The following is a 23,698-nucleotide window of genomic DNA, read 5'->3' on the forward strand; positions in this document are numbered from 1 at the left end:
GAGGCCGTCCCGACGGGCCTGTGGCTGCGCGGTGGCACACCTGGCCCCTGAGGTATCAGGCTGCCGCGTCCTGTGCGGGCCGGTCCGAGTCGGCGGTCCATGACGCCAGGAACAGAAGCCCGTCGTGGGACGGGGCCCCGGGATCGGCGGTCGCGACGACCAGTTTCTGTGTGGGGTCGGCGGTGCAGGTCAGGGTGTCCCAGTCGAGGGTGAGGTCGCCGACGATCGGGTGGCGCAGCCTCTTGGTGCCCATCCGCAGGCCGTTCATCTGTCGGCCCGCCCACCACTGCCGGAAGTCGGCGTCGGTGACCGACAACTCGCCGACGAGTGCGGCCAGCTTCGGGTCGCCGGGGTACCGGGCAGCCTCCAGGCGCAGATGGGTCACGCAGATTCGGGCGTTCGTCCTCCAGTCGAGGCAGAGCTCACGGAAGGCGGGGTCGGTGAACATCAGCCGCGCGTAGTTGCGCCTGTTCGCGGGGAGCTTGTCGAAGTCGGTGAGCAGAGCGGCTGCGAGAGGATTCCAGGCGAGGATGTCCAAGTGCCGGCCGAGGACGAGTGCGGGGGTCGTGGACAGTTCGTCCAGAATGCGTCTGAGCTGCGGATGGACCTTCTGCGCCGGCCGGCGACGCGGTTCGGACGTGCCCCTTGCCGCCAGCTCGAACAGGTGGTCGCGCTGGGCGTCGTCGAGGTGCAGGACGTGGGCGAGCGTGGCGAGCACCGTCCTCGGCACGGGGGTGCGCCCCTGTTCCAGCCGCGCGTAGGCACGGGTGCTGATCCCCAGGAGTTGAGCGACCTCCTCACGGCGCAGCCCGGGCACTCGCCGGGGCGCCCCGGACTCGGGCAGACCGACGGTCCGCGGGCTGAGCTGGGCCCGGCACACCTTGAGGAATTCTCCCAGTTCAGGCAAATGTTCTTCGGTGTACATAACAGCTAGTGTCGCAGTATCCAGTCGAAATGTGAGGGGGAGAGTTTTGTCCCAGGTCTGTCGCCTGTCGAATCGCAGAGGCCGACGAGACCTTCGTATCAGCCGGTCTCACCGGTCGCACCGGCCGTGAGCCCGCCGGGCCGGCCGGTGGCCCGCGAGGCGAGGGCGCTCAGTCCGTCGTACGACGGCGTGCCTGGCTCCGCCGTCCAGACGACGAGTTCCTGATCGGGGTCGCCGCCGCAGATGAGGGTGTCCCAGTCCAGGACGAGTTCGCCCACGACGGGATGGTGGAACCTCTTGACGCCCGCCCTGCGTGACGGCGCGTGACGGCTTCCCCACCATCGGCCGAAGTCACTGTCCTCCACGGAGAGTTCCCCGACCAAGCTGATCAGCCCCGGATCTTCGGGACGTTTGGCGGTCTCCATGCGCAGATGGGACACGCAGTCACGGGCGACGGCCCGCCAGTCGGCGTAGAGCGTCCGCATGGAGGGATCGGTGAAGAGGATGCGGACGCAGTTCCGCCTGCCTTCCGGGACCTTCGCGAAATCGGTGAACAAGGCGGCAGCGAGCGGATTCCAGGCCAGGATGTCCATACGGCGACCGATCACCACGCCGGGACTCACGGTGAGATCGTCGAGCAGGCGGAGCAGCTGCGGGTGCGCCTTCTGTGCGGCTGGTCGGCGGTGTCGTGCCCGTTGCCGGCCGGCCAGTTCGAACAGGTGGTCGCGCTGGTGATCCGACAGGCGCAGGACATGGGCGAGAGCGGCCAGCACCGACGCGGGCGGCTGGATACGGCCCTGCTCCAGCCGTGTGTAGTAGTCGCTGCTGATGGCAGCGAGCAGGGCGACCTCTTCTCTGCGCAGACCGGGCACACGCCGACCACCGGTGTCGGGCAGACCGACGGTGCGCGGGGTCAGCTCGGCCCTCCGCGCCTTGAGGATTTCTCCCAGCTCACTCAGATGCGCGTCGCCGGCCATGACTCCAGTGTGGCATCGCTCGGTCACTGGAAGGGGGGTAAGGATTTCTCCCCTGGATACGGGATTCCCCGGATGGAATTCTCCCCTTTGCGGGTTCCCGTGAAAGTGGCAGGGTCTGTGGTGTGTTCGGTGACCGGAACCGGTCTGCCCAGCGCACACACCCGGATGAGCGGGAAGGCCGATCTCCCGAAAGAATGATTTCCCGGATGTCACCGATATTCAATATCTCTGAGGCGGGCAGAGGAGGAGAGGAGGGCCAGTGCGGACGGATGTCCCCCGCTTCGGCAACAGCCTGGCCCTCACCGGTCCCCCGCGGACTCCCGAGCACGGCCGAGCGCAACCGGGCCGCGGGCGGGGGCGGCGGCCGACTCGAAGGTTACGTACACCTCCCTCCGCCCTCGTCGGGCTCGCCTCGTTCTTCGCTCGCGGAGGTGACCGACACCGTCCTGTTCGGCGACATCTGGGAGCGGCCGGGTCTGTCCCCACGCCGTCACGCCCCCGGCGGCGGCATCCGGAGACGGCCGGCACAGCCTGGCTCGCACATCTCTCCGACCACGACCCCAACAGCCCGCGCCTCCGCACCCGCGACTGCCCCTGACGGCACGACAGACACGACGAGAGCTGGGAAGGCACCATGCGAGCAACCATCATTCACGCGCCCGGTGACATCCGGGTGGAGAACGCCCCCGAGCCGAAGATCACGGCGCCGACGGACGCGGTCATCCGTATCGTCGCCGCCTGTGTGTGCGACTCCGACCTGTGGAGCTACCGGGGCGTCCTACCGGTCGCCGAGCCGCAGCCGATCGGCCACGAGTACGTCGGCATCGTCGAGGAGGTCGGCAACGACGTCTCCAGCGTCAGGCCGGGACAGTTCGTCATCGGTTCCTTCGTCGCCTCCGACAACACCTGCCCGATCTGCCAGGCCGGCTACCACACCTCCTGCCAGCACGCGCAGTGGGTGAACGGTGCCCAGGCCGAGTACCTGCGCGTCCCCCTCGCCGACGGCACCCTGGTCGCCACCCCGGAGCAGCCGACCGACGAGCTGATCCCCAGCCTGCTGACGCTCTCCGACGTCATGGGCACCGGCTGGTACGCCGCCAAGGCCGCCGAGGTCAAACCCGGTTCGACGGCCGTGGTCGTCGGTGACGGCGCGGTGGGCCTGTGCGGTGTCATCGCCGCCAAGGAGCTGGGCGCCGAGCGCATCATCGCCATGAGCCGGCACGAGTCCCGGCAGAAGCTGGCCCTGGAGTTCGGCGCCACCGACATCGTCACCGAGCGGGGTGAAAAAGGCGTCGCCCGCGTGAAGGAGCTGACGAACGGCATCGGCGCCGACTCGGTGCTCGAGTGCGTCGGCACGCAGGAGTCGATGCGCCAGGGCCTGCAGTCCGCGCGTCCGGGTGGCAACGTCGGATTCGTCGGCTTCCCGCACGGCACACAGATCGACGGCCAGGAGCTCTTCTTCTCCCACGTCGGTCTGCGCGGTGGTCCCGCCCCCGTGCGCGCCTACCTTCCCGACCTGATCGAGCGCGTCGTCGGCGGCCGTATCAACCCGGGCAAGGTCTTCGACCTCACCCTGCCCCTGGACGAGGTCGCCGAAGGTTACAAGGCCATGGACGAGCGCCGCGCCATCAAGACGCTGCTGCGTCCGTGACCGGAAGAACGGATCGACAGCCATGACCAGCGAGGCGATCGCCACCGTGGAGGCGTACTTCGAGGCTTTCGGCGCGCGTGACATGGAGCGCGTGATCTCCCACTTCACCCCCGAGGCGACCTGGACGATTCCGGGTGATCCGGCGCTCACCCCGTGGGCCGGGAGCCGCACCGGGCCGGAGGAGATCCGGCAGTCCCTCACCGCGTTCTTCGCCGCCGTCGAGCCGCTCGCGTTCGAGCTGGGCACCATGCTGGAGGCCGACGGACAGGTCCTGGCACCGGGCCGGTACTCCTCCCGGTTCCATCCCTCGGGGCAGGTACTCGAAAGCGAGATGATCCTGCGTTTCACCGTCGCCGACGGACTGATCACCGACTACCGCGTTTTCGAGGACTCACTCGGCATCACCCGTACCCACCTCGGTGACCCGCTCACCAGCACCCCCGGCTGACCACGAGTCCTCCGGCACCCTCCACCACAGCGACACCGCCTTACGCCTGGCCCGGCCTCAGGCGTTCCCGCGCTTGTCCGCCCCGCCCGCCGCCTCCTCGACCGGAGAACACCGATGACGAAATGGACGAACGACGAGCTCGACCGCATCGCCGCGGCCGACGAGTTGGAGATGGCGCCGCGCCGCGATGACGGCTCACTGCGGGGTCCGGTGCCGGTCTGGGTCGTCCGCGACGGCGACGATCTGTACGTCCGCTCCTTCCGCGGTACGGACGGCGGCTGGTGGCGCACGGCCCGCGCCGGCCACGAGGGGCACATCCGCTCCGGAGGCGTCGACAAGGACGTCACCTTCGTCCAGGTGGCGGACTCCGAGGTCGACGACCGCGTCGACACCGCGTACCGCACCAAGTACGGCCGTTTCGGCGACGCGTACGTCAACCCCTTGGTCGCGGCGCGCTCCACGACACTGCGACTGGTGCCCCGATGACCGGGACGATCCCGCTGGCAGCCGCTGAACCACCACCGACAGCCAGTCCCGCACAGGAGTAAGCACCATGCTCGGTCTCGAACTCGTCGTCTTCCTGGGTGCGGCCGTGCTGGTGGGCAACGTCCTGGGGCAGCGCTTCCATGTCGCGCCGCCCGTCGTGCTGCTCGTCGTGGGCGCGCTCATCGGCCTCGTCCCGGCCGTCCGCCAGACCCAACTCCCGCCCGATGTCGTGTTGTTGCTCTTCCTTCCCGTACTGCTCTACTGGGAGAGCCTGACCACCTCGATGCGGGAGATCCGGACAAACCTGCGCGGCATCGTCCTGCTGAGCACGGTCCTGGTGATCCTCACCGCGGGGGCTGTGGCGGTCGCCGGGCACGCGCTGGGACTGCCGTGTGGACCGGCGTGGGCCCTGGGCGCGGCCGTCGCTCCCACCGACGCCACCGCGGTGAGCGCACTGGCGGGCTCCCTGCCGCGCCGTCAGATCACCGTGCTGCGTGCGGAAAGCCTCGTCAACGACGGCACCGCACTGGTCATCTACGGCTTGGCGGTCGGTATCACCGTCGGCGAGGAACACCTGACACTTCCGCACGTCGGAGCGCTGTTCCTGCTGGCGTACGGCGGCGGGGCCGCGGTCGGCGTCGCGGTCGCCTGGGTCAACATGAACCTGCGACGCCGACTGGACGATCCCCTGCTCGGCAATCTCGTCATGATCCTGGCGCCGTTCACTGCGTACCTGCTGGCCGAACAGATCCACGCCTCCGGCGTCCTCGCCGTCGTCGTGAGCGGCCTGATCATGGCCCAGGTGGCGCCGAGCCTCATCCGCGCCGATCACCGCCGTCAGGCACTGGCCTTCTGGCCGCTGGCCACGTTCATCATCAACGGCGCCCTGTTCGTCCTGGTGGGAGTGGAACTGCAGTACGCGCTGCGTCACTTGAGCCGGTCCGACCTCAGAGACGCCCTCATCGCGATCGGGGCGGTCAGCGTGGTCCTGGTCGCGGTCCGGTTCGCTTTTCTGTTCTCCTCCGCCTACCTGATCCGCGCGATCGACCGGCGCCCCGAGCAACGCCTGCGGAGAATCAGCGACCGGGCACGAGTGGTCAGCGGGCTGGCGGGCTTTAGGGGCGCGGTGTCACTGGCCGTGGCGCTCTCCGTACCGGAGACCCTCGACTCGGGCGAGCCGTTCCCCGGCCGCGCGTTCATCGTCTTCGTCACCTCCGGCGTCATCGTGGTGACGCTCGTGGTGCAGGGGCTGCTGCTACCGGGCGTGGTGCGCTGGGCCCGGCTGCCCCACGACACCTCCGTCGACGAGGAGCAGGTCCTCGCCGAGACCACGGCGACCGAGGAAGCCATCAAGGCGCTGCCGCAGCTCGCCGCCGAACAGGGGACCACTCCGAAAGTCGTGGAGTGGCTGCGCCAGGAGTACGAGGCCAACCTGGCGACCGTACGGGCAAGGGGCGCGGGCACCGACGACGATCCGGCCCTGCTCCACAACCGCCACTACACCGACCTCCGCCTCGCCCTCATCGCCACGAAGCGCGCGACCGTCGTCCGCCTACGCGACGAGTCGCAGATCGACGACACCGTGCTCCGCCGGCTCCAGGCCGCCCTGGACAACGAAGAGGTCCGGCTGGCCGGAGGCGAGCAGGTGGAGTAGGCCGCTTGCGGTATGTGCCCTGACGACGCGAGCCCCACGAGAAGGATTCCCACTGTCATGTCCTCCAGCCTCATCGATGTCCACGCCCACATGCTTCCCGACTTCTACGTCCAGCAGGCGACGGCGGCCGGCCACGCCCACCCCGACGGCATGGGCGGCTGGCCGTCATGGTCCGTGCAAGCCCATCTCGATCTGATGGACCGCAACGGCATCGAGACCGCGATGCTCTCCATGTCCTCCCCCGGCGTGCACTTCGGCGACGACAAAGCGGCCCGCCTCCTCGCCCGGCGCGTCAATGAGTACACCGCCGAACTGACCCGGGACCACCCCGGCCGCTTCGGCAACTTCGCGTCACTTCCGCTGCCGGACGTCGACGGCGCGTTGGAGGAGATCGCCTTCGCCTTCGACGAACTCGGCGCCGACGGCGTGGCGTTGATGACTCACGCCCACGGGGTGTACCTGGGCGACCAGCGCCTCGACCCGGTCTTCGCGGAGCTCGACCGGCGGCGGGCGGTGGTCTTCCTGCACCCCACCTCACCCGTCTGCTGGGAACAGTCGGCGCTCGGCAGACCGCGTCCGATGGTCGAGTACATCTTCGACACGGCCCGCACCATCACGGACCTGGTGATGGCGGGCGTCCTGACACGTCACCCGAACATGCGGGTGATCGTCCCGCACTGCGGTGGCGCGATCCCCGTCCTGGCCGACCGCATCAACGAGTTCATGAGCCTGTTCCTGCCCGCGCGGCAGCCGCCCAGCCCCGATGCGGTGCAGCAACTCCGCGGTCTGTACTACGACATGGCAGGCACAGCTTTCCCACGCCAGGTCCCCGCACTGCTGAAGCTCGTCGACCCTGACCGCGTGCTCTTCGGCAGCGACTATTGCTGGACGCCCGCGCCGCTGGCCGACGCCCACATCGCGGCGATCGACGCGGCCGAACCACCGGCGCAGGACACGACATGGCGATCGCTCACGACGGCGAACGCCAGGCGCCTGTTTCCGCGGACAACGCGGTGAACCGCAGTACGCCGTTGACAGCAACGAGTTGGCAGTAACGAGGAGGAAGAATGCACACCCGAACGCTCGGACGCGACCTGCATGTCTCCGCGATCGGTCTCGGCGTCATGGGAATGTCCCAGAGCTACGGCCCGAATCCCGGCGATCGCACCGACATGATCGCCGTACTGCGTGGCGCCGTGGACCGCGGGGTCACGTTCTTCGACACGGCGGAGGTGTACGGCCCCTACGTCAACGAAGAGCTCCTGGGAGAAGCCCTCGCCCCGGTGCGAGACCAGGCGGTGATCGCCACCAAGTTCGGATTCCGCATCGAGGACGGTGCCTCCGTCGGGCTGAACAGCCGGCCCGAGCAGATCCGGGCCGTCGCTACGGCCTCCCTCAAACGGCTCAGGGTCGAAACGCTCGACCTTTTCTACCAGCACCGCGTCGATCCGGACGTGCCGATCGAAGAGGTCGCCGGAGCCGTGGGGGAGCTCGTGCAGGAAGGCAAGGTGCGCTGCTTCGGGCTTTCCGAGGCCAGTGCGCAGACCATCCGCCGCGCTCACGCGGTCCACCCGGTGACGGCTGTGCAGAGCGAGTACTCGCTGTGGACCCGGGACCCCGAGCACGGGGTTCTGCCGACCTGCTCGGAGCTCGGCATCGGATTCGTACCCTTCAGCCCGCTCGGCAAGGGGTTCCTTACCGGGACGGTGGACGCCACGACGTCATTCACCGCCGACGACGTCCGCACGAACATCCCACGGTTCACAGCCGAGAACCGGGCAGCGAACCAAGCGCTCGTCGACCACGTCACCCTGCTCGCGCGGGCCAAGGACGCCACACCGGGCCAGGTCGCGCTCGCCTGGCTGCTCGCACGGCATCCGTCGGTGGTTCCGATCCCCGGAGCCCGGCGCACCGCACGCATCGAGGAGAACATCGGCGCCACCCGACTGCCCCTCTCCGCCGACGAACTCGCCGACCTCAACGGACTCGCCGGCCGCGTCGGAGTACAGGGAGACCGCTACAACGAGCACCACATGTCCCTGGTCGACAAGTAGCTCGGCCCATCCATTTCGCCTGGCCGTTTTTCCCGAATCCGGAAACCGCTCCCTTCTCCCTCTCCCCGCCCTCTTCCTCCGACGATTGCGGAACCCCTTCATGCGCATCGACACGCACGCACACGTCTACCCCACCGACTACCTGGACTTCCTGGCGGACTCGGGCATCACGACCACCCGCGGCCAGCGCGGGCTCGGGGCCGACGACACCGACAAGGAACTCGATGCCCGCTTCTCCCTGATGGAACGGGCCGGTGTGGACCGGCAGGTGATCTCGGCCTCGCCGCTGACAGGCGCGCTGCCGGATCCGAAGCGGGCCGCCGCAGCCGCACGCATGATCAACGACCGGTACGTCGACCTGGTGGACCGCCACCCCGACCGCTTCCTGGCCTTCGTCGTGCTTCCTCTGCCGCACGTCGACGTGGCCTTGGCCGAACTCGACCGTGTCCTCGACGCGCCGGGGGTGGTGGGCGTGGCACTGACCACATCGGCCGCGGGCCGGGCGCTGACCGACCCGGCGTTCGCACCGGTGTGGCAGGAACTCGACCGCCGCGGCACCGTGATGTACCTCCACCCCGCCGGCGACGGCGTCGCCTCCCCGCAGATCACCGACCACCACCTCATCTGGATGGTCGGCGCGCCCGTGGAGGACACCGTCGTAGCGGCCCAGCTCATCACCCGTGGGTTCGTGACGCGCTACCCCCGGGTACGCATCCTCAACTCCCACTTCGGCGGCGCGTTGCCCATGCTGCTGGAGCGGTGGGACAACCTCGCCCACTTCGAGGCGCCTGAGGCCCCCCTTCCGCCAAGCCAGGCGGCGCGCCTGATGTGGTACGACACCGTCGCCCACAGTTCCCAGGCGGCGCTCCGGGCCGCGGTCCAGGCGGTCGGCGCGGACCGACTCGTCCTCGGCAGCGACTTCCCGTACCAGGGCGGCGAGCACTACCTCGACACCGTCGCCTACATCGAACGGGCCGGTCTCGACGCAGCGGACACCCAGGGCATCCTGGCCGGCAACGCCGAAGCACTTCTGGGACTGGCCTGATCCTCGGGGGCTGTCGAGACCATCCGAAACCGGCAGCAGAGCCCGGCGACCGGTTCACACGTGCGGACAACAGCCGCCCTTGGTCGGCCGGTCCTGGCGCGGCGCGGGTACCACCTGCTGGACGGGCCGGCGACGCGCACTGAGTACACGGCTCGGCGTCTTCGCGACCGCGGCCTGCTCATCACCGCCGCACCGGGGCTGGGTCGATGGAGTCAGCGGGAGACCGGAGGCCTGCCGGCCCCGGGGACGTGTTCCTGCGGTAGGCGCAACGTGAACGTAGCGCCCTTGCCCGGGCCGGCGGATTCCGCGGTGATGTCTCCGCCGTGGACCCGGGCGATGCCCCGGGCGATGGTCAGACCGATGCCACTGCCACCGGCAGCAGCAGGTCGGCCGAGACGCTCGAGGCGTTCGAAGCGGTGGAAGACGCGTTCGAGGTCGGGTGCGGCGATGCCGATGCCGTCGTCCGTGACGCGGACGACCACGTGGCGTACGGGAGCAGGTTCGGTGTGCACGGACAGCACCACATGCCCGTGCGGATCGCATGCGGCCAGTGCGTTGCCCAGCAGGTTCACCAGGATCTGAGTGATCCGGTCCGGGTCGCAGAACGCGCCGACTTGGGTGCCTGCGTCCACGGTCAGGGCTACCGTCTGGTCGTCGTACTGGGGGCGCAGACGCTCGGCTGTGGCCCGGGCCAACGTGGCCACGTCGGTGGGCTTGCGGTGAAGATCGAAGGCCGCCTCCTCCGACCGGGACAGGCTGGAGAGGTCGCCCGCCAAGCGCTGCAGCCGGTGAAGGTCGTCGGCGAGGGAAGCGAACATCGCCTCGTCGGGGACGAAGATGCCGTCGGCCACACCCTCGATCTGACCGCGGAGGATGGTGATGGGGGTGCGCATCTCGTGGGCGACCTCGGAGATGAGCCGGGCACGGCGGCGTTGGGTGTCAGCGAGGGCTGCCGCCAGTGTGTTGACGTCCTGGACCAGCGCTGCCAGGCCCGGCTCGCTGGGGAGTGCGAGGACGTCGTCGTAGTGTCCCTCGGCGAGCCGACGCGTGGCGGCGCGCACCCTGTCGAGAGGACGCAGCAGAAACCGGCTCAGGGCGAGGGACGCCGGAAAGGCCGCGGCCCCTCCGAACAAGAGGCCGATCCGCAGGACCACATCGCCTTCGATGTCGTCAAAACCGAGCCACACCTCGATCAGCGCGCTGACCGCCGCCATGGCCGCCAGAGCCAGGAGGAGGACCATGACGTGCGAGAGCACCAGCCGGTCACGCAGCGACATCCGCTGCAGGATTCGGCGCAGCCGCGCACGAGATCGGCGGTAGGCCGAGAAGCCGGAGAACGGCATGGACAGGTGTCCTTCCTGGCCGCCGGCTAGGCGGGGCGCCCGACGAACCGGTAGCCGATGGTGCGGACGGTGCCTACGAACCGAGGTGCGCTCGCCTCGTCGCCCAACGCGCGCCGCAGAGTACGGATGTGCACGTCCACGACACGCTCGTCGCCGAAGAAGTCCTCGCCCCACACCTGGGCCAGCAGACCGCGCCGAGTGAAGACCCGCCCGGGGACACGGGCCATCGCGAACAACAGATCGAAGTCGAGAGCGGACAGCTCCACCGTCCGGTCGGCATCGACCTGCACAGTCCGCGTCACGCGATCGACAGTCAGTCCGTCGAAGCGCAGCACGCCGTCCTCGTGATCCGCCTCGGACCGGCTGTCAGTGCGCCGCAGGATGGCCCGCACCCGTAGTGCCAGTTCGCGAGGGCTGAACGGCTTGGTGACGTAGTCGTCGCTGCCGGCGGTGAAGCCGATCAGCCGGTCGACCTCCTCGTCGCGGGCGGTGAGCATGATGACCGGGATCTGGCTCGCCTCCCGGATGCGGCGCAGGACCTGGAAACCGTCCAGGCCCGGAAGCATCACGTCGAGTACCACGAGGTCCGGTCGGTCGCGGGTGACCGCCTGCAGGGCGGACGGCCCGTCCGCGGCTTCGACGACGTGGAACCCGTCCGCCTCCAGGTACCCGCGCACTGTCATGCGGATCTTGGGCTCGTCATCGACGACCAGAACGCGCTGCGTACTCATCGTGCTCGCTTTCCATCGCCGAGGTGAGAAGAAGGGGGGAGGGGGAAGGCAGTTATGGCCGCGGGACACCGTCGGCATGGAGGCAGAGTGCCTCGAAGCAGCCAGCGTACGGTGTCTGTCGTGGCCGGCGACGCTTTGTGGGCGGGCCTCACGCAGCGAGCGCCGCCCGGCCGAGTCGCCGGGCAGGTCACACACCGGCTTCCCCGTCCCTCGTGTCGCGTTCGCCCGGTCAGCCGACGTCGATCTCCGTCGATGGTCTCCCCCGTCGGCCGACGCCGGCCTTTGCACAGACCCTGTCCGCGCCCGCGAACCTTGACGGGGCAGCGGGAGGCAGGCCGGGCCGGTGTGCGGTCGCGGGTCAGCGAGAGCCGGAGCGGCGGATACGCGCCTTCAACTTCGGGAACTGCTCGAGGGCGTTGTTCCGCTCGAGAGCGATCCGCTGGCGCCGGCTGTAGATCTCGTCGACGGTCGGTTCGGGGTCGCCTGCCTTGAGATTCGGCAGGCTGCCCTTGAGGAAGGGCATCGTCTCGACGTTGTCGGCCGCGTAGAGATGGCGGGTCGCCGGCCAGTCACTGCCGAACATGATGTGGCTGTCGGGCACCAGCGACGCCAGCGGCTGCAACTGGGCGGCGGTGAACGCCTGAGCGTTGTCGAAGTACATCCGCTTCATGTACGTGAGGGGGCCTTCGGGCAGCACCTCGTTGAACGGCGGGAAGGCCGAGTGCCGGGTCGCGAGCCGGAAGGCCAGGAACGGCAGTGCCCCGCCGCTGTGGGTGAAGTGCCAGCGGATGTTCGGGTAGTCCCGCAGGACCCCGTTGTAGATCAGGCTCGTCATGGCGCGGGTCGCGTCGAAGTTGTACTCGAAGACGTTGTTCCCGGCCGGGATGTCGGGGCCGAAGCACAGCTTGGGGGCCGGGTTGTTCTCCGGACCCGTCGGGTGGACGTAGACGTAGGCACCACGGTCGTTGAGGATCTCGTACAGAGGCGCGAACGAAGGGTCCCCCAGGTAGGTGCCCTTGTAGTTGGTGAGCAGGCAGATGCCGTCGAGATCCAGTTCGCCGAGCGCGCGGTCCACCTCGGCCACCGAGCCCTCGATGTCGGGCATCGGGGTGACAGCGAAGATGCCGAACCGGTCACCACGGGTCTGCACGAGGTCGCGGGCGTAGTCGTTGACCGCGCGGGCGGTGGCGCGCCGGTCGTCGACCGGGCCGACGGTGACCTGGAGGTCGCCGAACGACAGGACGCTGGCCTGGATCCGGTACTCGTCCATGAAGGCCAGGTGCCGCTCCACCGACCAGGGACCGTACGCCCCGGTGATGGCGCCGAGGAGGCCATAACGCTTGAGGTAGTCGTTGTACACGTCGGGCGAGTAGTGCGCGTGGGTATCGATACGCCAGTTGCCCTTCGGCAGACCCTGGCCGGACGATGCCACCTCCGGACTGGCCATGGCAGCAGGCATGGTGGTCGCGGCAGCCGTGACAAGTGCCGCGGCCGATGCTCCTTCGATCATCCGTCGACGCGAGATGTTCCGTCGCAGGTTCATTTCCGGTTCTCCTCTTCGTTCTGCGTGCGAGTCAGTTCGTGTGTGTGTCACCGCGCCGTCGCCAGGCCGGCAGGGCCCACGCGGAAGGGCGATGGTCCCCGCGATGGTGGAGCCCGTTCTCTCCCCGGGCCGGTGTGCACGCGGTCCGGCCGACCGGGGAGCGTGAGCGGCCAAGTCGCTCCCCGGCCTGGCCGGTTGCCGCCACCGGGCCGTCCGGCGCTCAGACGTGGGAACCCACGGCGCCGACGTGGCCGGGTAGACCGGCGGTCATCGGTCTGCTGCAGGAACGGTCTCGCGAGCAACGCCGCCCGGCCCCGCCGTCGCTGCCCCAACCGAGGTGAACAGGCGGGCGGTTCCCTCATGCAGTGCGTCATCGCCGAGCTCCGACAGCGAGGTACCGACCGCGGAAGTCAGGTGCCGCACAGCAGGGTGGTCGACGTTGTCGACCTGCGGGACGAGGAGTACGTGCATGACCGCCAGACAACAGCCGCCTCATAAAGCACGTACCACTCAGCACATGAAGCCTTCATGAAGCCGATCGCCGCACTGGCGACCGTGCCTTCGGGAGCTTCGTACTGGTTGCGGGGCGTCGCCCAGGTCGGTGGTCGACCTACTCGGCAGGCTGCAACGCGGTGAGCCATTGGGCGACCACGGCGTCGATGAAGGCGTCGGTGACCTGGCCGCGGTCGAGGAAGAGGCGGGCGAGGACGGGCCCGTACAGGAGGGTGAACTCGTCCTCGCTGATCTGGACGCCTGAAGGCTGCAGCAGCTTGTTGAAGCCGACGTAGCGGTCTTCGCCGATGCGGACGAGCGCCCGCGCACTGTCGGGGTCGTGGTCGGCCTGGGCGGTGACGGCCAGGGCCGCGGATCGCACGGCCGGCACGCTGACGCCGGCGCGCAGGCTCTTCAGCCAGGCGGTGGCCACCTCACGCACGTCGCTGCCCGGTTCGGGGTAGTTGCCGAGATCGGGGCCTTCGAGGACGAGGTCGAAGAGCAGCGCGGCCCTGGTGGGCCAGTGCCGGTAGAGGGTCTGGCGGGTGACGTCCGACCGCTCGGCCAGCAGGGCGTAGGTCAGCCCGGCCGGTCCGACCTGAGGCAGCAGTTCCCGCGCGACCGCCAGCACGCGATTGCGGGTGCGCTGTACGCGCGGGTTGCCCGGAGTCGGCTGACGGCGGTGGAGGGGCTGCTTCATGCCATCACCTTACCCGCACATCATACGGCGTGTGTGATTGACGTCACAGGCGGCAATCATACGCACTGTGTGATAGACCTGAGGAAGTAATCACACGCACTGGATGATTCTCGCGTGTCGACGATTCGAAAGGCAGACGCCCATGTCACCCCGCAACCTCACCGCGCCCACCTTCGCCCGCACTCGCCTCGGCTCCGGCCCCGGCCTGCTCCTCGCCCACGGCGCCGGCAGCAGCCTGGCCGGCACCTACGGCCCTGTTCTGGAAGCCCTCGCCGCCCGCCACACCGTCGTCGGTATCGACTACCCCGGCAGCGGCGAGACCCCCCGCTCCACCACCCCGCTGTCCGTCGACGACCTCGCCGACCAGCTCGTCGCCGCCGCCGACGCCGAGGGCCTCGACCGCTTCGCCGTGTCCGGCTACTCCCTCGGCGGCCCGGTCGCCATCCGCGCCGCCACCCGCCACCCCGAGCGCGTCACCGCACTCGTCCTGACCGCCGCCTTCCCGCACCGCGACAACCGGCTCGCTCTCGCCTCCTCGATCCAGAGCAAGATCGCCGCGTCCGGCGACCGCGAGCTGCTCGCCGAGTTCCAGCTCATGGTGGCCCTCGGCACCCAGGCACTGGAGTCGATGCCGGCCGAGCAGCTGCGGCAGACCCTCGGCTACGTCGCCGCCGGTACGGTCGACGGCAGCGCCGACCAGACCGACCTCGTCGGCCAGGTCGACGTCCGGGACGACCTCGCCGGCATCACGGTCCCCACCCTGGTCGTCTCGACCACTGACGACCGGCTCGTCTCCAGCGCCCTGCACCGCCGGCTCGCCGAGACCATCCCCGGCGCCCAACTCGCCGAAATCGCCACCGGCCACCTGCCGATGCTGGAGCGGACCGAGGAGTGGCTGCAGCTCATGACCGACTTTCTCGACAAGCACCACGCCTGAACGCACACCACGGGCGGTACCACAGGGGCTCGGCCCCTCACCCGGACCGCTCCTTGATCACAACTCACCACACGCGCGTACATGGAGGAACCATGCTCAAGTTCGGCCAGCTCGACGAGTCCCCCAACTTCCACGACCAGCAGAAGGAGGAAGCCGGCCCGGTCACCATCATCAACACCTTTGTCGCCCCGGAGGGCAAGGAGGACGAGGTGGTGGCCGCCTGGAAGGACGACGCGGAGTACATGCAGAGGTCGGGGAGCCTCCTCTCGGTGCAGTTGTACCGGGGCATAGCCGGCAGCCGGCTCTTCACCAACGTCGCGGTCTGGAAATCCACCGAGCACCTCCGTACGGCGCTCGGCACACCGGAGTTCGCCTTGCATCTGGCGAGCTACCCTGCCGGTACCGTGGCCTACCCGCACCTCTACCAGAAGTTCGCCGTAGAGGGCGTCTGCGACGGGGAATGACGACCGCCACCCGATTCCGGACCGCCGATCCGCGTCCTCCGACCGACCGGCTGGCGCTCGAATTCTCGGCCTGGTCCGCGCGGAGCAACACTCAGCGGCAGGACGTACGAGAGAACGGACGCCTGTCGCTGGTCACCGGGACGGCGTACATCCCGGTCTGCTGGTCCGACTGCCGGGACACCGGGCGACGGCGACGGCGGTACCTGGAGCTGTTTCCCAGGTACCGCCGGAAGTCGGCGCCGTCACACCGCCTCGACGGAGTCCGCCTTGTCACGGACGACCTCCCGCAGACGCTTCTTGTCGATCTTGCCGACCTTTGTCAGCGGCAACTCCTCCACGACGAGCAGGCCTTCGGGAAGCTTGTATCGCGCCACCTGCATGGCGGTGAGGGCGGCACGGACCGATTCGAGGCTCAAGTGGGTCCCCGGCTCGACGACCACGACGGCGCACACCCGCTCCCCCAGATCGGGGTCGGCCTTCGCGACGGCCGCGACGCGGGCGACACCGGGCAGGCGGTAGATCAGGTTCTCGACCTCCTCGGCGGAGATCTTCTCGCCGCCCCGGTTGATGAGGTCCTTGTCCCGTCCTTCGACGACGAGATTGCCCGACGGGTGCAGCCGGACGACGTCACCGGTGCGGTACCACCCGTCGACAGTGAACGCTCGGGCGTTGTGCTCGGCGGCCCGGTAGTAGCCGCGTGGGGTGTACGGGCCGCGGGTGAGCAGCGCGCCCATCTCGCCGGGCCGGGCCGGCTCGTCGGAGGCGTCGGCGACGAGGATCTCGTCGTCCGGGCACATGGGGCGCCCCTGTGTCTCGACCTTGATCTCGTCGGGGTCGTCGGGGCGCGTGTAGTTCAACAGTCCCTCTGCCATGCCGAACACCTGCTGGAGCGTGCCACCGAGCACGGGTTCGGCTCGGCGGGCGACCTCCGGCGCAAGGCGGGCGCCCCCCACCTGCAACAGCCGGAGCGCGGGCGGGGCGGGGTGGTGGCCGGAGGCCACCGCGTCGATCCAGCGCTGGACGACGGCCGGTACGGCGGCGGTGACCGTCACGCCCTCGGCGGCCATCAGCGGCAGCACCTTGCCGGGTTCCGGGGTGCGGGCCAGGACGACCCGGCCGCCGTTCATGAGGGTGCCCAGGATGCCGGGGCAGGCCAGGGGGAAGTTGTGCCCGGCGGGCAGGGCCACCAGGTAGACGGAGTCGGCGTCGAGGCCGCAGACCTCGGCGCTGCGCCGCGCGTTGTACTCGTAGTCGTCATGGGTGCGGGTGATGAGCTTCGGCAGTCCGGTCGTACCGCCGGAGAGCAGGAAGACGGCGAGGTCGCCGCTGTCCGGGGCGATGTCGTCGAGCCGGGCCCGTGCGCCGGCCGGGTCGTCGGCCGGTTCGGCCAGGGCGCGCAGGTCCGTGGCGTCGGTACCGGCCGTGCCACCCGCGACGAGCAACAGCCGTACGCTCGGGGTGTCTTCGGCCACCTCCAGCCCCAGGGCCTGGTGGTCGAAGTCGCCGAGTCGGTCCGGTACGGCGATCGATGTCACCTCGGCGTGGGCGGCCAGGTAGCGCAGTTCGTGACCGCGATGCGCGGGCATCGCCATCACGGGAGCGATTCCGGCCCGCAGACAGGCGAGGGTGAGTGTGACGAACTCCCAGCCGTTGGGCAGCTGGACGAGCATCGCGTCCCCGGACCTGAGACCACTGTCCAGCAGACGGCATGCCAATCCGTCGGCCCTGTCGACGAGTTGACGGTAGGTCAGACGCGTGTCGCCGTCCACCACGGCCACTGTGTCGCCGTAGGTCTCCGCCCATTCGTGAAGGTACGAGCCGAGCGGCCTGCCCCGCCAGTACCCGGCCTCGCGGTAGCGGTCGGCCGTCTCCTTGGGCCAGGGTACGAATCCCTCACGCGTCATCGGATCCTCCTTGATCCCGGGGGTCACGCAGCAGCAGTACGGCGTCCAGCGCGACGACGTCGCCGTCGGGCAGGACGCGCAAAGGATTGATCTCGCACTCGGCCACGGCGTCGTCGGCGGCGAGGGAGGCCAGGGCGAGCAGTACGTGGGTGAGTCGCGCTCGGGCGACGGGAGTGGCGCCGCGTGCGCCGAGGAACAGCTGGCGGGTGGCGAGCTCATCGAGCATCGCCTGGGCCTCGTTATCGGACAGGGGCGCGAGGCGCAGGGATACGTCGCCGAGGATTTCGGCGGCCGTTCCCCCGGCACCCAGAGCCAGCACGGGGCCGAAGACCGGGTCCCGGCGTACGCCGACGATGAGTTCGGGACCCGCGGGGGCCATCTGTTCCACCAGCAGCGCGGGGCTCGCGGGCATACGGGCGAGGGCTTCGTCGAGTTCCTCGTGCGTGCGGATGCCGACCTGGACCCCGCCCACCTCCGTCTTGTGCAGGATGTCCGCGTCGAGGATCTTCACGACGACGGAGCCGCCGAGCTCGTCGAGAGCCGCGTGCGCCGCGGCGGGGTCGGCGCACACACGCCGTACGGGCGTACGGATGCCCAAGTCCGCGAGGACGCCCTTGGCCGTGTGCTCGTCGACCGGCCCCGTCGGGGGCAGGGTAGGGGCATCGGAGGCGGTGAGGACGGCGGCCTCCAGTCGGGTGCGCGCGGCCGCGTCCTCGACGAGCGCGCGCACCATCGCCGATCCGGAGGCCGGCGTGGCCGCGCAGGGAATGCCGGCTTCGCCCAGTTCACGGCGGGTCCGCCGCGCCTGATCCACGGGTCCGCCGACGACGGCGACGAGCGGGGTGGCCGTACGGGCGGCGGTCAGTGCGGCCCAGAGGTCCACGGTGGTGGGTTCCAGCAGCCCGTAGACGGCGGTGACATCGATACCGGGGTCCTCCGAGACCCGCTCCACGATCTGCGTGATCGTGGGCGAGGGCCGACCGGTGTCGACGGGGTTGTTCTGGTAGGTGAGGGCGGGGAGCAGTTCACGCAGCTCCTTCACCGTGCGTTCGACCAGCGGGGGAACCTGCACTCCGTGGGAGCGCAGGTCGTCGGTGAGCAGCAGACCGGGTCCGGCCTGGGCGGTGACCAGGCCGACGCCCGCACGGGGACGCGCGGGGAGTCGTACGCGGCCGAGCGCGGTGACGGCGTCGACGAGGTCGCGCTCGTCGTCGACGAGGACTGCTCCGGCCTGGCGCAGGGCCGTCCTGGTCACGCGCCAGGAGGTGGCGAGGGCGCCGGTGTGGGAACGGGCGAAGTCTCCGATGTCGCTGCGGCCAACGACCAGGGCCACCACGGGGACACGATCGGTCAGACGCCGTACCGCCTCGGTGAGGCGGCGGCCTTCCGCGGCGGTCTCCACGTGCAGGGCGACGGCCCGTACGCGGTGGTCCTCGGCGAGGTGGCGCAGGACGTCGCCCTGGGTGACGTCCAGGCTGTTGCCCAGCCCGACCCCTAGGCGCAGGCCGACGCCGCCCTCGGCCAGGGCGAACGCCAGCGCGTGGTTCACACCGCCGCTCGCGGCCACGACCGCCACCGGCCCCGGTTCCAGGCCGGGCGCGCCCGGGACGAAACTGGCCGTGAGTCGGAGGTGGGGGACGAGGAAGCCGGAGGTGTTCGGTCCGAGGACCCGGATGCCGGTGTCCCGTACCACCTCGGTCAACGCCTGCTGGTGCAGCGCACCGTCACCCCCGGCTTCCGCGAAACCGCCGGCGCACACGAGTGCTGCGCGGGCGCCGACGGCTGCCGCCTCGCGCAGGGCGTCGGCGGTCACGGCGGCCGGGATGCAGGAGACGACCAGGTCGGGCGTGATGCCGTAGCTCGCGGCGGCCTCGCCGACGGTGGGGAAGAAGCCCCGATCCAGGTCCGGGCGGCCGGAGTTGACCTTCATCACCGGCCCCGGGAAGGAGGCCAGGGAGTCTGCCATCGCCGCGCCGAGTTTCCCGGGCGTGGCCGATGCGCCGAGCACGGCAATGGCTCGGGGGGCGAACAGCGCTTCCAGGGCGGTCACTTGGTACCTCCGACGAGGTCGGCCCGGCCGGAGAGGACGAGCGTGGTCGCGGTGTCGTCGTCGTACGCGCCGACGATCGCGGCGGGCAGGCTGTGTGTGAGCCGGGCCTCCTCCGCGACCAGCACGCGGGTCAGCGCCGTACCGCCGCGTACACCGACGAGCAGGGCGCCCGCCTCCGCCGTCTCACGCACCTGCTCAAGGGCGAGGGGCAGGCCCTCCTCGGTGTCCGGAGCGTCGATCCACACGCCCGCTCCCGACGGCTGACCGCTGAACGGGACCATCGGAATGCTGGTGCCGTCGGTCCCGGTCAGGACGTCGCCGTCGGCCGTCACACGCCGCGAGGGAAGTCGGTACGGCCCGCCTCGGAAAGGCGTCCGCAGGGGCTCCGCATCGTGACGTCGCCGCCACCAGCCGTCGACGCGGTCCACGTACGCCGCGTCGCGCACGGCGATCTTTCCGCGGGGGATGCTGCGGGAGAGGAAGTGGAAGGCGAACTGTGTCGGATCGTCGAGCGTACGGACGTAGCGGCCGAAGTGCTCCCACCAGGACAGGCTGGGCCGCGCCGAGTTCTGGATCTTCTCGACCTTGGGGCGGCGGCGCTCTTCGTAGCTCTCCAATGCCTCCGGCACGCTGTGGGACGTCTCCCCCAGTGCCTCGGCCAGCGCGACCGCGTCCTCCATCGCCATCTTGGTGCCGGACCCCACGGAGAAGTGCGCAGTGTGCGCGGCGTCGCCCAGCAGCACCCACTTGCCGCGTCGCCACGAACGGGCCCTGCGGGTGGCGAAGTTGGCCCAGCGCGAGTTGTTGCCGACCAGCGGGTGCCCGTCGATCTGCTCGCGGAACAGGCCTTCCAGGTATGCCTTGGTCTTCTCGTCGCTGAGGCCCGGCGCGGTCGACAGATCGAAGGCGTCGAGGCCGGCCCTGGCCCAGGAGTCCGCGTCGGTCTCGACGATGAAGGTGCTCAGCGAGTCACTGATCGGATAGGCGTGGGCGGCGAAGACACCGTGGGGGCCGTTCTGGTGGACGAAGGTGAGCCCGTCGAACGCGTAGGTGGTGCCGAACCAGATGAACTTCGCGCTCGCCACCTCGGCTGTCGGTCCGAGGTCGTCGGCGAACAGGGTGCGGAAGCGGCTGTTGGCGCCGTCGCACACCACGACCAGGTCGAAGTCGTCCAGCTCGGAGGGATCGCTGACCTCGTGCTGGAAGCGCATCTGCACGCCCTCGGCGCGGGCCCGTTCCTGCAGCAGGCTCAGCAGCGTCTTGCGGACCACGGCCGCCATGCCCATCCCGCCCACACGCTCCCGGGCGCCGTGCACGCGGACCTCGATGTCGTCCCAGTGCCTGCCGTGCTTCTCCAGCGCCTCGCTGAGGACGGGGTCGGCGGCGTCGATGGCGTCGAGTGTGGCGTCGGAGAAGACCACTCCGAAGCCGAACGTGTCGTCGGGACGGTTGCGTTCGAAGACCACGACCTCGACGTCGGGCCGGCTCCGCTTGAGCAGTGTGGCGAAGAACAGTCCTCCGGGACCTGCGCCGATGCAGGCAACTTTCATCGAATTTCCTTCGTGCTCACAGCCACGCGGGCAGCTTCGGCAGGGATCCCCTGCCGGGCGGGTACAGGGGACCGGGCACGGGGCGCCCGGTCACATAGGCGGCCAGGCCGGCCAGATCACCACTGACCACGACCGGCTCGGCGCCGCCCGAGTCGCCCAGAAGCCAGGTGTGGGCGCCGTCCTCGGACCGCAGCCGGACGGAGGGACAATCCGGTCGATCCTGGAAAGACGCCGCCACGTCGTCGACGAGGGCCACGCACACGTCGTGCGGCACGTCGTCGAAGCTGGTGTCGATGTTCAGGTCGACGGCGTGGACCCATACCTCGCGCACCCGCATCCACGGCACCTGAGACACGGGCACCTCACGGCCTCGCGCGGTGCGGACGGTCGCCGCCCAGCACTCGTCGGGCAGCGCGGCGAGCTCCTTGGCGAGACGGCCGTCGGCCGCGAGCAAATCGGCACGCAACTCCTCGGCCGGCCGCCGGGCGCCCTCCTCTATCTCACGCCCACGCTGGTCGCCACTTGCGTACATGGGAGTCTCGACACCGGTACGCGCCCAGATCAGCAGGTTGACGAGTGCGTCGGCGTTGCGGGCGACGTGGGCGACGACGTGGGCGCGGCTCCAGCCCGGCAGGTACGAGGACCTGGTGAAGCCTGGGTCGGTCAGCCGGTGTACGGCGGCCTCGAAGGCCGCCGTGCCCTTGGCCGCCTGCTCCAGCACCACGGCCGGGCCTGCGCTCACCGTGTCTCCCGACGGCAAGTGTTGCGCGTCTCGCCGATTCCCTCGATCCGGGTGACGAGGAGCGAACCGTCCTGCAGATAACGGGCGGGCTTGCGGGCGTGGCCGACCCCGCCCGGGGTTCCGGTGGCGATCACGTCACCAGGCACGAGGGTGACGATCTCGGACAGGTACGCGACCAGGGTGGCCGGGTCGAAGACAAGGTCACCGGTGTCGGCCTTCTGAACCGTGTCGCCGTCGACTTCACAGGTCAGGTTCAGGCCCTGTGCGGAGACCGCGGGGTCGTCGGCGGTCACCAGCCACGGTCCGACGGGGGTGCTGGCCTCGAAGGTCTTGCCCTGATCCCACTGGGTGGTGCGGTACTGCCAGTCGCGGGCGGTGACGTCGTTGAGCACGGTGTACCCGGCGATCGCGGCCCGCGCCTGCTCCGTGTCGGCGTGCCGGACCTCGGCCCCGATGACGACGCCGAGTTCGGCCTCCCAGTCCATCTGCGTGGACACGGCGGGCAGGGTCACGTCGTCGTAGGCGCCTACCAGCGCCCGCGCGAACTTGGAGAACAGCGTGGGGTGCGAGGGGAGTTCGCGGCCCATCTCCAGAATGTGGGTGCGGTAGTTGAGACCGACGCACACGACCTTCTCCGGCGCTACGACCACGGGGGCGTAGTCCAGGGCGCCTTCGTACGTGTCACCGTCGGCGTCCGCGGCACGCGTCGCCCAGTCACTGTGGCGCAGGAAGGCCACCAGGTCGCTCTCGCCGAGGTCGACAGCCTTGTCCTCGTCGACGCGGACGGCGCGCGTGGTGCCGTTGACCCGGATGGTGGCGAGCTTCACTTGTGTTCTCCTCGGGAGGTACGGGCGAGACCGAGGGCCTCGTAGACGGGCTCGTCGCTGAAGCGGAAGAGGTCGACCTGGGTGCGGGCGGACAGCGAGACCTCGCACCAGGAGGGGACGACGAACAGGTCGCCCTTGGCGATCTCGAAGACCTTGTCGCCGACCTGCGCGACCGCTTCGCCCTCGAACACCTGCCAGACCGCGGAGCCGACCGTGCGCACCGGGGTGGTCCGGGTGCCGGCCCGCAGTCGGCGCATCTCGGTGCGCATGGTGACCAGGGCGTCCCTGCCGGTGGTGGGGTTGGAGAAGCGGACTCCGGCGTGTCCGGGCTCGAGCACGCCGGGGACGCCCTCGTCCTCCAGTTCCAGCTGGGCGGTCAGGGCGGCATCGGTGTGCTCCCAGCGGTACGCGTTCAGCGGGGAGTTGGGCTGGTCGGGCCGACTGATCGGGCGCAGCCCGGGGTGGCCCCACAGTCGCTGGCCGCGCGAGCGCTCGGGGGTTTCGCGCGTGGAGAGCTCGTCGGGGCCGAACTCGAAGAAGCCTGCGTCCAGCTTGGAGACGAGCGGGATGTCGAGGCCGTCGAGCCAGGCCATCGGCTCATCGGTGACGTTCTGGTGCTCGTGGAAGGCCCAGCTCGGGGTGAGCAGCAGGTCACCCCGCCGCATCGCTACCGCGTCCCCGTCGACGTTGGTCCATACGCCCTCGCCTTCGACCACGAACCGGAAGGCTCCCTGGCTGTGCCGGTGCGAGGGAGCGACCTCGCGCGGCCCCAGGTACTGGATCGCGGTCCACAGGGTCGGGGTGACGTAAGGAAGGCCAGGAAGGCCGGGGTTGGAGAGGGCCATGGCGCGGCGCTCGCCGCCACGGCCCACCGGCACGAGTTCGCCGGAGCGCTGCGCGATGGGCAGCAGATCCGCCCATCGCCACAGGTGCGGCACCGCGGCAGGCTGCGGCGACATCGGCATCAGGCCGTCCACCTGCGTCCACAGCGGGATCAGACCCGCGTCCTCGAAATCCGCGTACAGCTCGTCGAGCAGCTTGCGCTCGGTCTGTTCGCTGGTGGTGTCGGTCACGGAAACCTCCAGGTCGTATGTTCGGCGACCGCCGGAAGAAGCGCGGTCCACCGCGCTGTCCTCGACGCTACGTGCCGTTTCCTCTGACAGGAATCCTTGATG

The 23,698-nt window shown here is 69.8% G+C and carries 21 protein-coding genes; 9 read left to right on the forward strand and 12 right to left on the reverse strand.

Annotated elements, in window-relative coordinates:
- Window positions 1-55: 55 nt before the first annotated feature.
- Window positions 56-925, reverse strand: a complete 870-nt coding sequence (locus ACIRPU_RS40360) for a helix-turn-helix domain-containing protein (protein WP_403876954.1) — start codon at window positions 923-925, stop codon at window positions 56-58.
- 98 nt (window positions 926-1,023) lie between these two features.
- The gene (locus ACIRPU_RS40365) at window positions 1,024-1,902 is read right to left on the reverse strand and encodes a helix-turn-helix domain-containing protein (protein WP_403876957.1); all 879 of its coding nucleotides are present in this window, start codon (window positions 1,900-1,902) and stop codon (window positions 1,024-1,026) included.
- Between the two features lie 634 nt (window positions 1,903-2,536).
- Between ACIRPU_RS40365 and ACIRPU_RS40370 the strand changes: the two genes are divergently transcribed.
- The 7 genes from ACIRPU_RS40370 (at window position 2,537) to ACIRPU_RS40400 (ending at window position 9,240) form a co-directional block, all read left to right on the forward strand.
- Window positions 2,537-3,553, forward strand: a complete 1,017-nt coding sequence (locus ACIRPU_RS40370; protein WP_403876960.1) for a zinc-dependent alcohol dehydrogenase family protein — start codon at window positions 2,537-2,539, stop codon at window positions 3,551-3,553.
- Between the two features lie 22 nt (window positions 3,554-3,575).
- On the forward strand, window positions 3,576-4,001 hold the full coding sequence (locus ACIRPU_RS40375) for a nuclear transport factor 2 family protein (RefSeq protein WP_403876963.1): 426 nt from the start codon (window positions 3,576-3,578) through the stop codon (window positions 3,999-4,001).
- 114 nt (window positions 4,002-4,115) lie between these two features.
- Window positions 4,116-4,487 carry a DUF2255 family protein gene (locus ACIRPU_RS40380; RefSeq protein ID WP_403876966.1) on the forward strand — a complete coding sequence of 124 codons (372 nt, stop codon included), beginning with the start codon at window positions 4,116-4,118 and terminating at the stop codon, window positions 4,485-4,487.
- Between the two features lie 67 nt (window positions 4,488-4,554).
- Entirely contained in the window at window positions 4,555-6,141 is a 1,587-nt protein-coding gene (locus ACIRPU_RS40385) for a Na+/H+ antiporter (protein ID WP_403876969.1), read from the forward strand.
- Between the two features lie 57 nt (window positions 6,142-6,198).
- Entirely contained in the window at window positions 6,199-7,158 is a 960-nt protein-coding gene (locus ACIRPU_RS40390; RefSeq protein WP_403876972.1) for an amidohydrolase family protein, read from the forward strand.
- Window positions 7,159-7,208: 50 nt separating this feature from the next.
- Complete coding sequence (locus tag ACIRPU_RS40395; protein WP_403876975.1) at window positions 7,209-8,195, forward strand: aldo/keto reductase; 987 nt, start codon at window positions 7,209-7,211, stop codon at window positions 8,193-8,195.
- 100 nt (window positions 8,196-8,295) lie between these two features.
- Window positions 8,296-9,240, forward strand: a complete 945-nt coding sequence (locus ACIRPU_RS40400) for an amidohydrolase family protein (RefSeq protein WP_403876978.1) — start codon at window positions 8,296-8,298, stop codon at window positions 9,238-9,240.
- 212 nt (window positions 9,241-9,452) lie between these two features.
- Here ACIRPU_RS40400 and ACIRPU_RS40405 read toward each other — a convergent pair whose 3' ends face one another.
- The 4 genes from ACIRPU_RS40405 to ACIRPU_RS40420 form a co-directional block, all read right to left on the reverse strand.
- Window positions 9,453-10,517, reverse strand: a complete 1,065-nt coding sequence (locus ACIRPU_RS40405; RefSeq protein WP_403876981.1) for a sensor histidine kinase — start codon at window positions 10,515-10,517, stop codon at window positions 9,453-9,455.
- Window positions 10,518-10,609: 92 nt separating this feature from the next.
- The gene (locus ACIRPU_RS40410) at window positions 10,610-11,314 is read right to left on the reverse strand and encodes a response regulator transcription factor (RefSeq protein WP_403876984.1); all 705 of its coding nucleotides are present in this window, start codon (window positions 11,312-11,314) and stop codon (window positions 10,610-10,612) included.
- Window positions 11,315-11,672: 358 nt separating this feature from the next.
- Window positions 11,673-12,857, reverse strand: coding sequence for an amidohydrolase family protein (locus ACIRPU_RS40415; RefSeq protein WP_403876987.1), 1,185 nt, complete (start codon window positions 12,855-12,857; stop codon window positions 11,673-11,675).
- 610 nt (window positions 12,858-13,467) lie between these two features.
- Window positions 13,468-14,049, reverse strand: a complete 582-nt coding sequence (locus ACIRPU_RS40420) for a TetR/AcrR family transcriptional regulator (protein ID WP_403876990.1) — start codon at window positions 14,047-14,049, stop codon at window positions 13,468-13,470.
- A gap of 142 nt (window positions 14,050-14,191) precedes the next feature.
- Here ACIRPU_RS40420 and ACIRPU_RS40425 point away from each other — a divergent pair, with 142 nt between their 5' ends.
- Window positions 14,192-14,986 (forward strand): alpha/beta fold hydrolase, encoded by a 795-nt coding sequence (locus ACIRPU_RS40425; protein WP_403876993.1) that lies wholly within the window; start codon window positions 14,192-14,194, stop codon window positions 14,984-14,986.
- 92 nt (window positions 14,987-15,078) lie between these two features.
- Window positions 15,079-15,450, forward strand: a complete 372-nt coding sequence (locus tag ACIRPU_RS40430) for an antibiotic biosynthesis monooxygenase family protein (RefSeq protein WP_403876996.1) — start codon at window positions 15,079-15,081, stop codon at window positions 15,448-15,450.
- A 242-nt stretch (window positions 15,451-15,692) separates the two neighbouring features.
- On the opposite strand, the gene ACIRPU_RS40435 is transcribed toward ACIRPU_RS40430, so the two are convergent.
- Genes ACIRPU_RS40435 through ACIRPU_RS40460 form a run of 6 tightly spaced genes read right to left on the reverse strand, consistent with a single transcriptional unit; the run spans window position 15,693 to window position 23,596 of the window.
- Window positions 15,693-17,354 carry a (2,3-dihydroxybenzoyl)adenylate synthase gene (locus ACIRPU_RS40435; RefSeq protein WP_403876999.1) on the reverse strand — a complete coding sequence of 554 codons (1,662 nt, stop codon included), beginning with the start codon at window positions 17,352-17,354 and terminating at the stop codon, window positions 15,693-15,695.
- Complete coding sequence (locus tag ACIRPU_RS40440; RefSeq protein WP_403877002.1) at window positions 17,344-19,404, reverse strand: acetate--CoA ligase family protein; 2,061 nt, start codon at window positions 19,402-19,404, stop codon at window positions 17,344-17,346. Before ACIRPU_RS40440 ends, ACIRPU_RS40435 begins: the two co-directional genes overlap by 11 nt.
- Window positions 19,401-20,954 carry an FAD-dependent monooxygenase gene (locus ACIRPU_RS40445; protein WP_403877005.1) on the reverse strand — a complete coding sequence of 518 codons (1,554 nt, stop codon included), beginning with the start codon at window positions 20,952-20,954 and terminating at the stop codon, window positions 19,401-19,403. Before ACIRPU_RS40445 ends, ACIRPU_RS40440 begins: the two co-directional genes overlap by 4 nt.
- A 16-nt stretch (window positions 20,955-20,970) precedes the next feature.
- Window positions 20,971-21,696 (reverse strand): maleylpyruvate isomerase family mycothiol-dependent enzyme, encoded by a 726-nt coding sequence (locus ACIRPU_RS40450; RefSeq protein ID WP_403877009.1) that lies wholly within the window; start codon window positions 21,694-21,696, stop codon window positions 20,971-20,973.
- The gene (locus ACIRPU_RS40455; protein WP_403877012.1) at window positions 21,693-22,523 is read right to left on the reverse strand and encodes a fumarylacetoacetate hydrolase family protein; all 831 of its coding nucleotides are present in this window, start codon (window positions 22,521-22,523) and stop codon (window positions 21,693-21,695) included. Before ACIRPU_RS40455 ends, ACIRPU_RS40450 begins: the two co-directional genes overlap by 4 nt.
- A complete protein-coding gene (locus tag ACIRPU_RS40460) occupies window positions 22,520-23,596 on the reverse strand; it encodes a cupin domain-containing protein (RefSeq protein ID WP_403877015.1) in 1,077 nt (358 codons plus the stop codon). Before ACIRPU_RS40460 ends, ACIRPU_RS40455 begins: the two co-directional genes overlap by 4 nt.
- Window positions 23,597-23,698: the final 102 nt, after the last annotated feature.

Source organism: Streptomyces sp. NPDC102259 (assembly GCF_044766465.1).
Taxonomy (GTDB): Bacteria; Actinomycetota; Actinomycetes; order Streptomycetales; family Streptomycetaceae; genus Streptomyces.